The following is a 13655-nucleotide window of genomic DNA, read 5'->3' as shown; positions in this document are numbered from 1 at the left end:
GAATGAAACGCGCGCAAGCATTTTTACAACCCCAATTAGTACGTAGCGTTCGCCTTGAGGTCCCACTTCTTCGCAGTGCCAGTCGTGATCGTGTCGCCGCTGAATGCGTCGTACTGGTAGCTGATCTTGGTGAAATTGATCGAGAAGGACTCGGAAGGACGATCGCCGCCGCTGGATGCGGAGTAAGAGCTGATGATGGCTTCCTCAAGCTCGATTTTCAGGAATACCTGTTGTTTCTTGTCGGATCCGCCGGTCTGAACGAAATGAATCTCTGCCTTGCCCAGGCTCTTGCCGCACACCGCTTGCATGAAGAGATCGGCCGATGCGATATCGGTCGACTTGGTCAGCGTGACTTCGGAGAACGAAGGATTGCTGGTGTCACGGTCTTTGCCGCCGCCGCTGACGGAAATCGCGCGTCCGACGCCCATCTGCAGCGAGTCGCATGTGATCCAGTCGGTATGTGAGTCAACGATCGAGTCGCCTTTGATTTCAGTTGCGAATTTAAGCAGGATCATGTTTTACCTTTTCGAATAATGTTTTTAGATAACAACCAGCAATCAAGCCGTTGCGCAGGCGGCGCCGGACGACGCCACTTGCATGGGAACGGCTACTTCAAGTACTGCAAACTTGGAACATGGAACAACGGGCGGCGCGTGCCGCCCGTGTCATCAGGCCTTGGCCGACGGCAGCTTCGATACGAGACGCAGCGAAACCGTGAGGCCTTCCAGCTGATAGTGCGGACGCAGGAAGAATTTCGAGCTGTAATAGCCTGGGTTGCCTTCGATTTCCTCGACTACCACTTCCGCGCCGGCCAGTGGCTTGCGTGCCTTGTCGGCTTCAGTTGCGGTCGCCGGATTGCGCTCGACGTAGCGGCCGATCCAGTTGTTTAGCCAGACCTGCATGTCGGAACGCTCCTTGAAGGAACCGATCTTGTCGCGCACGATGCACTTGAGGTAGTGGGCAAAGCGGCAGGTGGCGAACAGGTACGGCAGGCGCGCCGCCAGGTTGGCGTTCGCTGTCGCGTCCGGATCGTCGTACTCGGCTGGCTTGTGCATGGATTGCGCGCCGATAAAGGCTGCGAAATCGCTGTTCTTCTTGTGCACGAGCGGCATGAAGCCGTTCTTCGCGAGTTCCGCTTCGCGACGGTCGCTGATCGCGATCTCGGTCGGGCAGGTCATGTCGACGCCGCCGTCATCGGTCGGGAATGTGTGAACAGGCAAGCCTTCCACCGCGCCGCCGGACTCGATGCCGCGGATCTGCGAGCACCAGCCGTAGTTCTTGAACGATCGGTTGATGTTCACCGCCATTGCATATGCTGCGTTGGCCCATGTGAACTTCTTGCTGTCGCTGCCGGAGGTGTCTTCTTCGAAATCGAATTCCTCGACCGGATTGGTCTTGGCGCCATAAGGTGCGCGAGACAGGAAGCGCGGCATGGCCAGGCCGACGTAACGGGAATCTTCCGACTCGCGGAACGACCGCCATGCGGCATGCTCCGGGGTCTGAAAGATTTTGGTCAGGTCGCGCGGATTGGCGAGTTCCTGCCAGGATTCCATCAGCATCACGCCCGGGTCGGCGGCGGTGATCAGTGGCGCATGCGCGGCAGCGCTGATCTGCGCCATCTGCGCGAGCAGTTCCACATCGGGCGCGCTGTTGTCGAAGTAGTAGTCGGCGATCAGCGTGCCGTATGGCTCGCCGCCGAACTGGCCGTACTCTTCCTCATACAGCTTCTTGAAGATCGGGCTCTGATCCCAGGCCGTGCCCTTGAATTTCTTCAGCGTCTTGTGCATCTCGTTCTTCGAGATGTTCATCACGCGGATCTTGAGGGTTTCGTCGGTCTCGGTGTTGTTGACGAGGTAGTGCAGGCCGCGCCATGCGCTTTCCAGCGCCTGGAATTCGGGATTGTGCAGGATGAGGTTGACCTGTTCGCTCAGCTTCTTGTCGAGCTCGGCGATCAGCGCCTCGATGGTGGCGATGACATCGCCGGAAATCAGGTTGGTGCCTGCAAGCGCCTGCTGCGCCAGCGTCTTGACGGCGCTTTCGACGGCATCTTTCGCCTTGTCGGTCTTTGGCTTGAATTCCTTCTGCAGCAGGCTGGCGAAGTCGCCTGCTTCGAGCGCAACTTCGCCCGACTGTACTTGTGCTTCTTGTGATGTAGACATGGACGTCTCTCCTGATGGTGACGAATTATTCCTGGGGCTTCGGCGCGGAGGTCAGCGCCTGCATCAGCGCCGGCTCTGCCAGCAGCTTGGCGATCAGTTCTTCAGCGCCGGTCTTGCCGTCCATGTAGGTCAGCAGGTTCGACAGCTGGCCGCGTGCTTCCAGCAACTGGTTCAGCGCGTCGACCTTGCGCGCCACGGCGGCGGGCGAGAAATCGTCCATGCTTTCAAAGGTGATGTCGACAGCCATGTTGCCCTCGCCTGTCAGCGTATTCGGCACCTGCACGGCGACGCGGGGCTTCATCGATTTCAGCCGCTCATCGAAGTTGTCGACATCGATCTCCAGGAACTTGCGTTCCGCGACCGGTGCCAGCGGCTCGGCCGGCTTGCCTGACAAATCCGAAAAAACGCCCATGACGAACGGGAGTTGGACAGTCTTTTGCGCGCCGTAGACTTCGACGTCGTATTCGATCTGTACGCGGGGAGCCCGATTACGGGCGATGAATTTCTGGCTGCTTTCTTTTGCCACGACATACCTCCTGGGTGAGATGTTTGCTACTGGTGATTCCCGTTATGCCTTCTATGCTTCTTTTTTGGCACCGCTGATCTGGTACACCTGGGTCAGGCTATCGGGCGCAATATCCTGCAGTATTTCGACAAAGCTTTTCACGGCCAGCCGCTGCGCCCGCTCCAGCAGAAGCGGTACCGGGCTGGATGGTTCGTACTTTGCGTAATACGCACAGATTTTTTCCAGCACGCGCACGACGTCTTCGCGGCTGGCTATTTCGTCGGAACGGGGGCGACGCTGGGCGACCGGCGCGCCGGCATCGCCGGCGGACGCATCGGCCGCCGTGGCGGCGTCGTCGGTTGCGGTGGAGGTTTCGGCGCCGCCGCGGCGGCTGAGCCGCTCCTGCATGAAGTCGCGTGCGCGCTTGAGCAGCTTCGACAGCGCGCTCAAATCAAGCGCCTGGCTCACACCCACCTTTTCGGTGAGAACGCGCTCGATGCGCTGGCTGCTTTCGAAAGCGTTGTTGAGCGCCTGGCAAACGGCCTGCAGATCGGTGAGTTCGATGTCCATCGTCGCGGCATCGATCACTGCCAGCGCCGGCTTCTCTTCTCCGGCCGGCGCCTCGAGTTCGCCTGTGGCGATATCGATGTCGCGCAGGCTGAAGCGGCCATGCGCGCGGGATGCGACGAGAACCGATTCCTTCACGTCGCGCAGCACCGTGCTTGATTCGCACAAGGCCGCAATGGTATTGATGCGCGACATGGGATCGTTGCCGTCGTCCGGATCCAACTGCGGATGAACGTTTTCCCACCGCGTTTCAAGGAGTTTTTCGATGAGGAGCAGACCGGCGGCGAAGCCGCTGATGCCTTGCATGTGGAGGAGAGAGCGTGCCATCGGCACGGCGATGCGGAGATCCTTGCTTCGCTTGATGAGATCCTGGGTGATGGAGCGTACCGCCTTCCAGTCCGGTGGCACCGCCGGCGTCACCGTTCCGCCATACTGCACTTCGGGCTTGCCCTTGGCGACCTGTTCCAGCTCAAGGAACGCTGGATCGTATTCCAGGTTGGGGCCGCAGGGTTCTTCCGGAGTTATCTCCTGAAGCATTGCGTCTACGTCGGCGTGGGCGATATCTGGCACTTACTGTCTCACTGCTTTTTATTGATTTGCCATGGCTTACGTCAAGCCATAAACAAACGAGGTTTGTTATACCGCAAGGATCGAATTCGCGACGATAGTAGCAAACGCTTTTTGCGCTGTCCACACTAATGGTTTGCGAATTTTGGATAGTTTTTGTCACTGAATTGACACAAACTTGTCAATTAAAAAATGGATGACCGCCATCTTTACGCTCCGTTGCAGTGCAGCGTTGAATGATTTGATGGAAAACTGGAGTCGGCGCTGATAGAGGACTATGCTGGTACTGTCATGCAGGCCCAGCGCACGAAACTGGTGCGCGTCCCTGTCCTGCATTTATGGTTGTACCTAACAAAATAAGTGTCGCAAAGACGACACCGACCTTTGGACCGGTTTGGATGTGGTTCCTAAGCCCGGGGGGAAGCCATTAAGGAGTGATGGGGCAATGATGAATAAACCAACTCTGGCGATGCATGGCTGTACCACTGTGCTGGCGATGTCGCTCGCCATCCCGGCCGCCGCCGCGCTGCATTTCGAATGCATCGGCACGGAAACCATGCACGCAAGGGCGGTCAGCTCGCCGACCAATTTCGTTCTGGATGTCGATCAGGCGAGCGGCACAATGACCAATCCCTATTCGCTGGACGATACGCTGGCGTTGAAGGTGGACGACGAAAAGTATTCCGCGTCCGGTTCATTCGGCATGGGCGAGCTGCCGCTCTATATTGCAATAGACCGGAAGAGCGGCCGCCTGACGGTGCTGGTGGACCGTAAAGACAAGCCGAACTCCTATCCACTGACCGTCTACGGCTTGTGCAAGCTCGACACCAAGGCAAACTGATTGCTGCCGCGATCCCGAGGCCAGGCCCTGGTTGATTTACTCCTGCGACCGGGATTCACTTGGCCGCACGAGTTCGCCCGCATCCGGCAGCGGCGTATCCTGCCTCACAAGCTGCTCCGGATTGAGCTGGTGCGGGAAGCCTTCGACGGTATCGGTCCGCCTCTGCCGGTCCTCGGCGAGCGTCGGCCCGCTCTGAATGTACAGCGCCAGCAGTTCCGCCAGATTGACCAGCACCGATATATGGGTGCGTTCATAGCCGTGCGACGCATCGGTGCCGAAGCACAGCAAGGCGGTGCGCACGTCATGCCCGGCGCTCACAGCCGCACCGGCATCCGAGTGATAGAAGCGGAAGACGTCGCGGTTGGTGTGTATCCCGTGCTCCTTGCAGAGTGACAGCAGCCGGCGGGTGAGATGGTAGTCATGCGGCCCGGCCGAATCCATCAGCGGAATCGTGACGCCCCGTTCCGATGCGCCCTGCCCCGCCGCCACCGGCCCGATATCCACGCCGATCACTTCGCTGACATCATCCTCGATCACCGCCCGTGCGCCCGATCCGACTTCCTCCGTCAGGGTAAACACCGCATGGCAATCCATCGGCACCGGCACGCCGCTGTCGGCAACCGCCTTCAACGCGGCCAGCAAAGCCGCAACCCCGGCCTTGTCGTCCAGGTAGCGCGAGATGATGTAGCCGTTGTCCAGGCATTCGGGCATTGGATCGAACGCCACCATGTCGCCGATCTGGATGCCGAGCCGGGCGGCGTCCTCGGCACACTGCATATGTTCATCCACCCGCAATTCAAGCTGATCCCAGCTCACCGGCTGGCTGTCCACCGCCTCGTTGTAGACATGGCCGGACGCCAGCAGGGGCAGCACCGATCCGCGATAGCGGCTGCTCTCGGTAAACAGCGTGACCCGGCCGCCTTCCGCCCAGCGGCTCGACCATGTCCCGATGGGCATCAGCGACAGGCGTCCGTTGGGCTTGATCTCCCGCACCATCGCGCCGAGGGTATCGAGGTGGGCGACGATCGCGCATGCCGGACTCTGGCGGCGGCGTTCCGGCAAGGTGCGACGCAGGATGGCGCGGATGGTGCCGCGCCGCGTCAGCTCGTACGCTACGCCCATCGCATCGAGCTTTCCGCAGGTGTAATGCACGATCTCATCGGTCAGGCCCGACGGGCTCGGTATCGCCAGGAGCTCAAGCAGCGTGGTCTTGAGATAGTCGGCATCGATGGGAAGTTTGCGCATGTGATGACTGATCGTGTTCAAGTAGTAAATGGAAAAAGCAGATCGATGAATCGCTGGGCGGTCGGCTGCGGCTCGTGATTGGCCAGGCCGGGCCGCTCGTTGGCTTCGATGACGACGTACTCGGGCTGATCCGGCGAGGGAACCAGGAAGTCGAGGCCGACGACCGGGATACGCAAGGCACGCGCGGCGGTTTCGGCGGCTTCCCGCAATACCGGATGCAGCTCTTCCGTAACGTCATGGATGGTGCCGCCGGTGTGCAGGTTGGCGGTTTTGCGGACCTTGACCGCCCGGCCGGTTTCGAGCACCGAATCCAGCGCCAGGCCCTGGCCCGCAAGGCAACGCTCGGTTTCGGCGTCAACCGGAATCTTGCTCTCTCCGCCGGTGGCGGCCGCCCGCCTGGCACTCTGGCGATCGATCAGGTGGGCGATCGTGGAGACGCCGTCCCCGACCACTTCCGCAGGCCGGCGGATGGCAGCGGCCACGACCTTGTAACCAATGACCACGATACGCAGATCCTGCCCTTCGCAGAATTCCTCCAGAACCACGTGACCGCCCTCGTCGATCGCACGCCGGATCGCATCTGCCATCTGCTCTTCGGTGCGGACGTCGACGCTGATGCCGCGGCCCTGCTCGCCCATTGCCGGCTTCACCACGATGGAACCGCACTCCTGCAGGAACCGGGAGTTGGCCTCAGCGCTGCCCGCGACCTGCTGGCGCGGCACCTGCAGCCCGATGGAGGCGAGGCGGCGCAGGGTGAGAACCTTGTCCTGGCACCATGTCATCGCAACTCCGCCGGTCAGGTCGGTAAGCGATTCGCGGCAGACGATCTCGTGGCCGCAGTGACGCAGCTTGAAGATGCCGGCGGCCGCGTCGAGTACATCGACACTGATGCCGCGCCGCCGTGCCTCATCCACGATAAGCCGTGCATAGGGATTCAGACCGTCGAAATCATTGGTGCCGACGAAGAGCCGCTCATTGATCGCATTCTTGTGCTTCATGACGAAGCCCTGCACCTGCTCGAAGCCGAGCTTCTGGTACAGGCTGATCGCATGCTGGTTGTCATGCAGCACCGAGAGGTCGAGAAATTTCCGGCCGCGCTGGGCGAACACACCAATCAAATAGTTGACCAGCGACTGGCCGACGCCGAAGAGCCCTGTCTGCGGATCGACCGCAAGGCACCAGAGGCTGCTGCCGTCCTGACGGTTGTCGCCGAAGGCGGCGACGTGATCGATACCCAATACCGACCCGATGACATCGCCGGTACGTTCATCTTCCGCGATCAGGTAGACCAGCGCTTCCGAGTTGCGCTCCTGCCAGACGATTTTCGGATCGAGCGGCACCATGTTGCGCACGCTGTAAAGGCGATTGATCGCGGCGATATCGGCACGGGTGGAGAGCGGACGGATGATCACGCCCGGCGCGATGCTTTCGCAGGCATCCTCCTTGTCGAGTATTCTCCGGAACAGCACCGACGGATCGAGAAACAGGCTTGACGGATCTTCAGCCAGCACAAGCTGCGGCGCTTCGACGTACAAGGCGATGTCCCGCCTGCCCGGGGCTTCCTGCTTTAGCGCTTCCGCCAAAAGCTTCGGCGACTCGAATGAGGGTGCATACAGCAGGCGCCCCCAGCCACAATCGAGCGATGCGTTCGGACGCGGTGGATGAAAGGTTGGTTCTTCGTCGATCAACACGATAGGCGGAGCCGGATACCCGGCGCCACTGCGATTGATTGCCGGATCGAGTGGATGTGCACTCATGGTTCTCTCCTGTCTTGTCTGTTCAAATGCTTTGCCGCAGGCAAACACGCGTCAGCAATGCGGCAGGCGCAATGCTGCGGGACGGTCTGCGTGAAATGCGGATCGATTGGGAAAATTACGGCCGGTTGATGCCGGCCTGCTCTGCCATATGCCCGGTAAGTCACAGGCCGTTGGTTTGCAGCCATGCTTCGAGCAATGCGACTTGCCACAGCTTCGAGCCGCGCAAGGGGGTGATGTGGCTGTCCGGGGATTCCAGCATGCGGTCGATGGCCTCGCGCCGGAACAGGCCACGCGAACGCGCAGCGGGGGTATCCAGCGTATCGCGCACATAGTCCAGGAATTCGCCGCGCAGATACTTCAGTGCAGGCACCGGGAAGTAGCCCTTTGGGCGATCGATCACCTCGGCCGGAATGACGGAACGGGCCGCCTCCTTCAATACATACTTGCCGCCCTGCGATACCTTGTGACGGGCCGGGATGCGGGCGGCAAGCTCCACCAGTTCATGATCCAGGAAAGGCACGCGCGCTTCCAGGCCAAATGCCATGGTCATGTTGTCAACACGCTTGACCGGATCGTCCACCAGCATGACGGTGGTATCGAGACGCATCGCGCGGTCGATCGCGCTGTCGGCGCCGGGCTTCGCGAAATGCGAGGAGACAAACCGGCTGCTGGCGTCCTCCATTGCCCATCCGGGCTCCAGCAATGCGCTCAATTCTTCGTGATTGCGGTCGAAAAACACGCGGCGGTAAACGTCGACGCCGTCGGATGACGGGCTCACGTCGGTCAGCGGCGGATACCAGTGATAGCCGCCGAACACCTCGTCCGCGCCCTGTCCGCTTTGCACCACCCTGCTATGCTTCGACACCGCCTGGGAGAGCAAGTAGAAGGCGATGCAGTCATGGCTGACCATGGGTTCGGCCATCGCGGCAATTGCATCCGGCAGTGACTGCAGCAGGCCGGCCGCGGGAATATGCAACTTCTCGTGCGTGGTGGCGTAATGGCGCGCGATCAGGTCGGAATAGTGATACTCATCGCCCGCTTCGCTATCGACCGACTCAAAGCCAATCGAATACGTGCGCAGATCCGCGGTGCCGGCTTCGGCCAGCAGGCCGGTGATCAGGCTGGAGTCGAGTCCGCCAGAGAGAAGCACCCCAACCGGCACATCCGCCACCAGGCGGCGCTTGACCGATGTTCGCAACGCCGCGAGCACCTCGGATTTCCAGTCGTCGAAACTGCGAGACTCGTCTTCATCGCTGCGCTTGAACTCGAGCCGCCACCATTCGCTGAGGTCGCATTTCCCGGTGGGATGCACGGTCATCAGCGATCCCGGCGGCAATTTGCGAACGCCGCGCAGTATCGTATGCGGCGCGGGCACGACGGCATGGAAGGTCAGGTAGTGATGCAGCGCCTGCGGATCAAGCGACGTATCAACATCGCCGGCCTTCAGCAACGCCGGCAGCGACGATGCAAAATGCATCCGTTGTTCATTCAGGGTGTAGTACAGCGGCTTGATGCCCAGCCTGTCGCGGGCAAGAAATGTCATGCCGCTGTCGCGTTCCCACAAGGCAAATGCAAACATGCCGAGGAAGCGATCAAGAGACTTCGGTCCCCACGCATGCCATGCCTTGATGATGACCTCGGTATCGCCATTCGACACGAACTGATAACCCATGCCGATGAGTTCGGCCCGCAACTCGTGATGATTGTAGATGGCGCCGTTGAAGACAACACCCATTCCCAGCAAATTGTCGATGAAGGGCTGGTGCGCACGCTGGCTCAGGTCCATGATGCTCAGCCGGCGATGGCCGAAGCAGCGGCTCCCGAGACTGAATATTCCTTCCCCATCCGGACCACGGCGCGACTGCGCTTCCGCCATATCCGCAACGGCCCGTATATCGGCAAACTGTTGGTCGAAACGTAGCTCTCCCGCAATTCCGCACATAGAGTTTTCTAATTTAAATTCAACGAGGGGTAGACGTTTGAAGGCAAGCCTACGCTGCCGTATTACAGCGGCATAGCAGCAGGTGCTTGCAGCTTATGTATTAAGTTGTTAACAAGAATAGAGGCCGATATGGCAAAAATGTTCCCGAGCTTTAATCTATGTTTGCTGCATCACACAAATCTGCGAAACAGGATATATTTGCGCACCCGTTATTTGCTGACGTAGTTGAAGGCAGGGTTTCTGCGGTATGTATGCTGCAATACGGAACCCGCCATGCAGTGACGAAAATCAACATGAGCCGGTACACCCTCTCATTTGAATGTGCCGACCGCGTCTCCAGAGCGGGACACCCGAACAATTTTCCCTGATGCATCTTCGGATCTGGTTCAAGGAAATATTCCTTTACCGACGGGAGATCAATGCCGCGGAAAGTCCGACCGGCACATAACTTGCTGTCCTAACCGGACGTGTACACAGTCGTACGCGCGAATCGGAAGGACCATTTGAAGACGACCATGAAAATCACGAATGAAATGCTGCAATCGGCGATTGCAAAGGCAATCGAGCTTGGCGTATTGCCTCGCCGCAGCCACCCTGAAGACATCGCGACCAACGCGGAAATCATGCATGAGGTATTGCTGGCCGCCCTGGAAAAATCCTCGAATGAAAACGATATCCCTGACGTCAATATGAAACATCGAAAGTAGCCAAGGATGATGGTGCCGGCGCATTGCGCTGCCTCATGCCTTCCCGGACTTCCCTCTCCTCCCGAATTGCACGCCACCTTGCAGATTATTCCAACCCGGCCGGACCGGCGGCATCGCCACCCATCCGGCCATCAATGAAAAAATGGCGATCGCCATGCCGATCATGAATTGAGTTGCGGCCGGTCCGGCTGGGCGGGTGTCGAGATATCCCGCAACGTTCCCTGCACATCACCTGCATCGTCTTCCGCAAGATCCCCCAGCGCCACGATACCGACGAGATTTTGCGTGTTGCGGTCAAGCACCGGTATCCGCCTGATCTGCACATCGCTCATCTGTTGCAGCACTTCATCGACAGTCTGATCGTCGAAGCAGCTGCGTACCTGGTCGCTCATCACATCCCGGACGAAGGCGTCCCCCGGTGCCTGCCCCGCCGCCGTGGAGCGTACGGTAATGTCCCGGTCGGTAATCATGCCGACCAGTTTGGTGCCGTCCCATACCGGCAGCGAGCCGACATTGAGTTCGTCCATCATCTGCGCCGCCCGCTCCAGCGTTTCCTGGGGCGAGATGGTCATCACGTCGCGTGTCATTACTTCCGATATTTTTTGCATGGATTTCTCCTTTGTCGTTCCGTTGATGTTTCCGCCTGTGTCCCGTTTGATTGGATCCACCGGGCGGCGTGCCCTTCGATGACCTCGCCGGCGGATGTTCGTTCCGGCTTATCCATATTGAATGCATTCCGCATTCGCCGAACTCGCATCAATGCGGCGTCTCTAAGGAATAAGCCACGGAGAGATTGCCATGCCGGAAAAGATGATTATTGACGCGCTGAAGCATGAGGCGCAGGTCATTACCGACGAAGAAAATGTCGATGTGCTTCTGCAGCAGATCGGCGATGCCTCGATCGTCCTGCTGGGCGAAGCGACGCATGGAACGGAAGAGTTCTACCGCATCCGCGCCCGGATCAGCGAAAGACTTATCACCGAGCGCGGCTTCGACGCCATCGCCGTCGAAGCCGATTGGCCGGACGCCCTGCGCGTCAACCGCTATATCGGCGCAACGCCTTCCGCCGGCGCCGGCGCACGGGACAAAAGCGCGGAAGAAGCGCTGCAGGGTTTCCAGCGCTTTCCTTTATGGATGTGGCGCAACACGGTCGTGGTTGACCTGATCAATCGCCTCCGGACGCATAATGAACGCGCTGATCCGGCGTCGAAGGCGGGGTTCTTCGGCCTCGACCTGTACAGCCTGCGCCGCTCGATGGAGGCGGTCGTGCACTACCTGTCACGGGTCGACCCCGATGCGGCGAAACAAGCCCGCGCCCGCTACAGTTGCTTCGATCATTTCGCGGAAGATCCGCAGCGCTATGGCTATGCCGCCAGTTTCGGCATGAAAAAGAACTGCGAAGAGGAAGTGGTCAGGCAGATGGTCGCGCTATCGGAAGAAGCGGGACAGAACCTGCCCGCCGACGATGCGGCGGGCATGGATGAATTGTTTTATGCGCAGCAGAATGCGCGCGTGGCGGCCAATGCGGAAAGCTATTACCGCGCCATGTTCCTCGGGCGGAACGAGTCGTGGAACCAGCGTGACTCCCATATGGCGGAAACGCTGGATGCGCTGCGCGAGCATATCGGCCGGCAAAAGGGCCGCCCCGCGAAGATCGTCGTCTGGGCACACAACTCGCACCTAGGCGACGCCCGTGCGACCGAGATGGGCGATCACGGCGAATTGAACCTCGGGCAACTGGTCCGCGAAAGATACGGCCCGGAGCAAAGCTTCCTGCTGGGATTCACGACCCACATCGGCACGGTTACGGCGGCGTCGGAATGGGATGCGCCGGCCGAGCTGAAGCGAGTGCGGCCTTCCATGCCGGACAGCGTCGAACGCCTGTTCCACGATCTTGGCATCGGCAACTTTCTTTTGCCGATCCGTAACAACAAAAATGTGATCAGGGCACTGGAGGGACGCCGCCTTGAGCGTGCCATCGGTGTGATCTACCTCCCTGAAAGCGAGCGTCTCAGTCATTACTTCGATACCGACCTGGCGAAGCAATTCGACGCGGTTATCCACATCGATGAAACCACGGCGCTCCATCCGCTGGATCTCACCATGCACTGGCGGCATGACGAGATTCCGGATACCTATCCGTCCGGTATGTGACTGCTGTAATCATTCGACGTGACCATTGAACTTTCATCATTTCGATCACGTCAATCATCCTCTCACCACAAGGAGATCGTCATGAACATGACCCATCCAAACCGTAATCGAACCCAGGCAGCAGATCGTTTCGAGATGCAGCAAAAGGAGTCGGGCGACCAGCATATCCTGCCGGAAGATGAACCGGCGGAGGATCCGCATCGTCCGCATCGTGTCAACCGCGAGGACATGGACAAGATGAGGCCGATCAATCCGGACCCGGACGACCCTGCTTCGCCCTGAGAAGGGTAACGGCTGACCCGGCTTACGCCGGATTTTCAAGGAGACGGCTATAGAGAAAACCCCGATGAAGAAGGATGTCGTGCTGTTCGACCTGGACGGCACGATCGCGCTTGTGGAACATCGCTTTCACTTCCTGGAGGGCAAGAAGAAGGACTGGCATGCCTACTTCGCGGCCTGTGTCGACGACCCGCCCAATGCGCCGATTATCGAAGTGCTGCGGTCGCTGCATCAGCGCGGCCACGAGATATGGATCGTCAGCGGCCGATCGGATGAAGTACGCGAACAGACCATCGCCTGGCTGCGCCAGCATGACGTGCCCCATCACCAGCTCGTCATACGCAGCGCGGGCGACAAGCGGCCGGACGATTTTCTCAAGCGCCAGTGGCTGGTCAACGGCACCTTGCCCAGGCAACGGGTGCTGATGGTGTTCGACGACCGCGACAAGGTGGTCGCGATGTGGCGTCATGCCGGATTGGTATGCCTGCAGGTGGCGCCGGGGGATTTTTAGGCAGTATCCCCGCATAGACGATCTGCATACGTGTCCTGCATCGTCCATGCCGTCGATGCCCCTGTATTCTCGATGCCGGTCATCGTGCTTGCTTACGTGCGCCTGGGAGGTATATGGACATACTCTTCCTGGCTCGCGTTCTTTCGCTTGCGATCGGGCCAGTCGCAGCCGCCACAATCGCAGCAGCCGATGAAGTCGAATTTCTGCAGGCAGGACTTTCCACCGATATCGCATGGCAGATCGCATCCAGGGTCGCAATCCCCACGCTGGCTTCTGTGCGGACGCTTGCGCAGCTGTCCCTGTATCTGCTTCGGTGGCGATGCGTAACGGCGATACGCGACACCGCACAGATAAAGACGCCTGCGCAACATCGAGAGGCCGTTCAACGCGCCGAACCGGCGCACCGCCCTGAACCCTAGGG

Annotated in this window: 14 protein-coding genes; 5 read left to right on the top strand and 9 right to left on the bottom strand. The window is 59.7% G+C overall.

What is annotated here, in order from left to right; all coding sequences use genetic code 11:
* Window positions 1-35: 35 nt before the first annotated feature.
* The 4 genes from V7080_RS15785 to tssA all read right to left on the bottom strand — a co-directional run bounded on the left by V7080_RS15785 (window position 36) and on the right by tssA (window position 3768).
* Window positions 36-515 carry a type VI secretion system tube protein Hcp gene (locus V7080_RS15785; RefSeq protein WP_334189348.1) on the bottom strand — a complete coding sequence of 160 codons (480 nt, stop codon included), beginning with the start codon at window positions 513-515 and terminating at the stop codon, window positions 36-38.
* 153 nt (window positions 516-668) lie between these two features.
* A complete protein-coding gene (gene tssC / locus V7080_RS15780; protein ID WP_334189347.1) occupies window positions 669-2159 on the bottom strand; it encodes a type VI secretion system contractile sheath large subunit in 1491 nt (496 codons plus the stop codon).
* A gap of 25 nt (window positions 2160-2184) precedes the next feature.
* On the bottom strand, window positions 2185-2685 hold the full coding sequence (tssB, locus tag V7080_RS15775; protein ID WP_326860604.1) for a type VI secretion system contractile sheath small subunit: 501 nt from the start codon (window positions 2683-2685) through the stop codon (window positions 2185-2187).
* Window positions 2686-2736: 51 nt separating this feature from the next.
* On the bottom strand, window positions 2737-3768 hold the full coding sequence (tssA, locus tag V7080_RS15770; RefSeq protein ID WP_334189346.1) for a type VI secretion system protein TssA: 1032 nt from the start codon (window positions 3766-3768) through the stop codon (window positions 2737-2739).
* A 478-nt stretch (window positions 3769-4246) separates the two neighbouring features.
* On the opposite strand from tssA, the gene V7080_RS15765 reads away from it, so the two are divergent.
* Window positions 4247-4639, top strand: a complete 393-nt coding sequence (locus tag V7080_RS15765; RefSeq protein ID WP_334189345.1) for a hypothetical protein — start codon at window positions 4247-4249, stop codon at window positions 4637-4639.
* Between the two features lie 36 nt (window positions 4640-4675).
* On the opposite strand, the gene V7080_RS15760 is transcribed toward V7080_RS15765, so the two are convergent.
* The 3 genes from V7080_RS15760 to V7080_RS15750 form a co-directional block, all read right to left on the bottom strand.
* Window positions 4676-5884 carry an osmoprotectant NAGGN system M42 family peptidase gene (locus V7080_RS15760; protein WP_334189344.1) on the bottom strand — a complete coding sequence of 403 codons (1209 nt, stop codon included), beginning with the start codon at window positions 5882-5884 and terminating at the stop codon, window positions 4676-4678.
* A gap of 17 nt (window positions 5885-5901) precedes the next feature.
* A complete protein-coding gene (ngg, locus tag V7080_RS15755; RefSeq protein ID WP_334189343.1) occupies window positions 5902-7641 on the bottom strand; it encodes an N-acetylglutaminylglutamine synthetase in 1740 nt (579 codons plus the stop codon).
* 160 nt (window positions 7642-7801) lie between these two features.
* The gene (locus tag V7080_RS15750; RefSeq protein ID WP_334189342.1) at window positions 7802-9583 is read right to left on the bottom strand and encodes an N-acetylglutaminylglutamine amidotransferase; all 1782 of its coding nucleotides are present in this window, start codon (window positions 9581-9583) and stop codon (window positions 7802-7804) included.
* Between the two features lie 515 nt (window positions 9584-10098).
* Between V7080_RS15750 and V7080_RS15745 the strand changes: the two genes are divergently transcribed.
* Window positions 10099-10290 carry a hypothetical protein gene (locus V7080_RS15745; RefSeq protein ID WP_334189341.1) on the top strand — a complete coding sequence of 64 codons (192 nt, stop codon included), beginning with the start codon at window positions 10099-10101 and terminating at the stop codon, window positions 10288-10290.
* 161 nt (window positions 10291-10451) lie between these two features.
* Here V7080_RS15745 and V7080_RS15740 read toward each other — a convergent pair whose 3' ends face one another.
* Window positions 10452-10898 carry a CBS domain-containing protein gene (locus V7080_RS15740; protein WP_334189340.1) on the bottom strand — a complete coding sequence of 149 codons (447 nt, stop codon included), beginning with the start codon at window positions 10896-10898 and terminating at the stop codon, window positions 10452-10454.
* A gap of 190 nt (window positions 10899-11088) precedes the next feature.
* Between V7080_RS15740 and V7080_RS15735 the strand changes: the two genes are divergently transcribed.
* From V7080_RS15735 to V7080_RS15725, 3 genes are all read left to right on the top strand, one after another.
* The gene (locus V7080_RS15735) at window positions 11089-12444 is read left to right on the top strand and encodes an erythromycin esterase family protein (RefSeq protein ID WP_334189339.1); all 1356 of its coding nucleotides are present in this window, start codon (window positions 11089-11091) and stop codon (window positions 12442-12444) included.
* 81 nt (window positions 12445-12525) lie between these two features.
* Window positions 12526-12726: a hypothetical protein gene (locus tag V7080_RS15730; RefSeq protein ID WP_334189338.1), complete on the top strand. Its 201-nt coding sequence runs from the start codon at window positions 12526-12528 to the stop codon at window positions 12724-12726.
* A 31-nt stretch (window positions 12727-12757) separates the two neighbouring features.
* Window positions 12758-13234: a phosphatase domain-containing protein gene (locus V7080_RS15725; protein WP_334189349.1), complete on the top strand. Its 477-nt coding sequence runs from the start codon at window positions 12758-12760 to the stop codon at window positions 13232-13234.
* A 92-nt stretch (window positions 13235-13326) separates the two neighbouring features.
* On the opposite strand, the gene V7080_RS15720 is transcribed toward V7080_RS15725, so the two are convergent.
* On the bottom strand, window positions 13327-13655 hold a 329-nt coding region (locus V7080_RS15720; protein ID WP_442947238.1), incomplete at its 5' end, for a hypothetical protein.

Source organism: Noviherbaspirillum sp. (genome assembly GCF_036846085.1).
In the GTDB taxonomy this organism is placed as follows: Bacteria; Pseudomonadota; Gammaproteobacteria; order Burkholderiales; family Burkholderiaceae_D; genus Noviherbaspirillum.
The sequence above is the reverse complement of the archived record's forward strand: the minus strand, read 5'-3'. Positions and strand labels throughout refer to the sequence as shown.

What these genes read in the sequence shown, in the direction of transcription:
- V7080_RS15760 (WP_334189344.1), bottom strand. Translation starts at nt 5,884, where the DNA reads ATGCGCAAACTTCCCATCGATGCCGACTATCTCAAGACCACGCTGCTT.
- V7080_RS15735 (WP_334189339.1), top strand. Translation starts at nt 11,089, where the DNA reads ATGCCGGAAAAGATGATTATTGACGCGCTGAAGCATGAGGCGCAGGTC.
- V7080_RS15730 (WP_334189338.1), top strand. Translation starts at nt 12,526, where the DNA reads ATGAACATGACCCATCCAAACCGTAATCGAACCCAGGCAGCAGATCGT.
- V7080_RS15740 (WP_334189340.1), bottom strand. Translation starts at nt 10,898, where the DNA reads ATGCAAAAAATATCGGAAGTAATGACACGCGACGTGATGACCATCTCG.
- tssC (WP_334189347.1), bottom strand. Translation starts at nt 2,159, where the DNA reads ATGTCTACATCACAAGAAGCACAAGTACAGTCGGGCGAAGTTGCGCTC.
- V7080_RS15745 (WP_334189341.1), top strand. Translation starts at nt 10,099, where the DNA reads ATGAAAATCACGAATGAAATGCTGCAATCGGCGATTGCAAAGGCAATC.
- V7080_RS15750 (WP_334189342.1), bottom strand. Translation starts at nt 9,583, where the DNA reads ATGTGCGGAATTGCGGGAGAGCTACGTTTCGACCAACAGTTTGCCGAT.
- V7080_RS15765 (WP_334189345.1), top strand. Translation starts at nt 4,247, where the DNA reads ATGAATAAACCAACTCTGGCGATGCATGGCTGTACCACTGTGCTGGCG.
- V7080_RS15785 (WP_334189348.1), bottom strand. Translation starts at nt 515, where the DNA reads ATGATCCTGCTTAAATTCGCAACTGAAATCAAAGGCGACTCGATCGTT.
- ngg (WP_334189343.1), bottom strand. Translation starts at nt 7,641, where the DNA reads ATGAGTGCACATCCACTCGATCCGGCAATCAATCGCAGTGGCGCCGGG.
- tssA (WP_334189346.1), bottom strand. Translation starts at nt 3,768, where the DNA reads ATGCTTCAGGAGATAACTCCGGAAGAACCCTGCGGCCCCAACCTGGAA.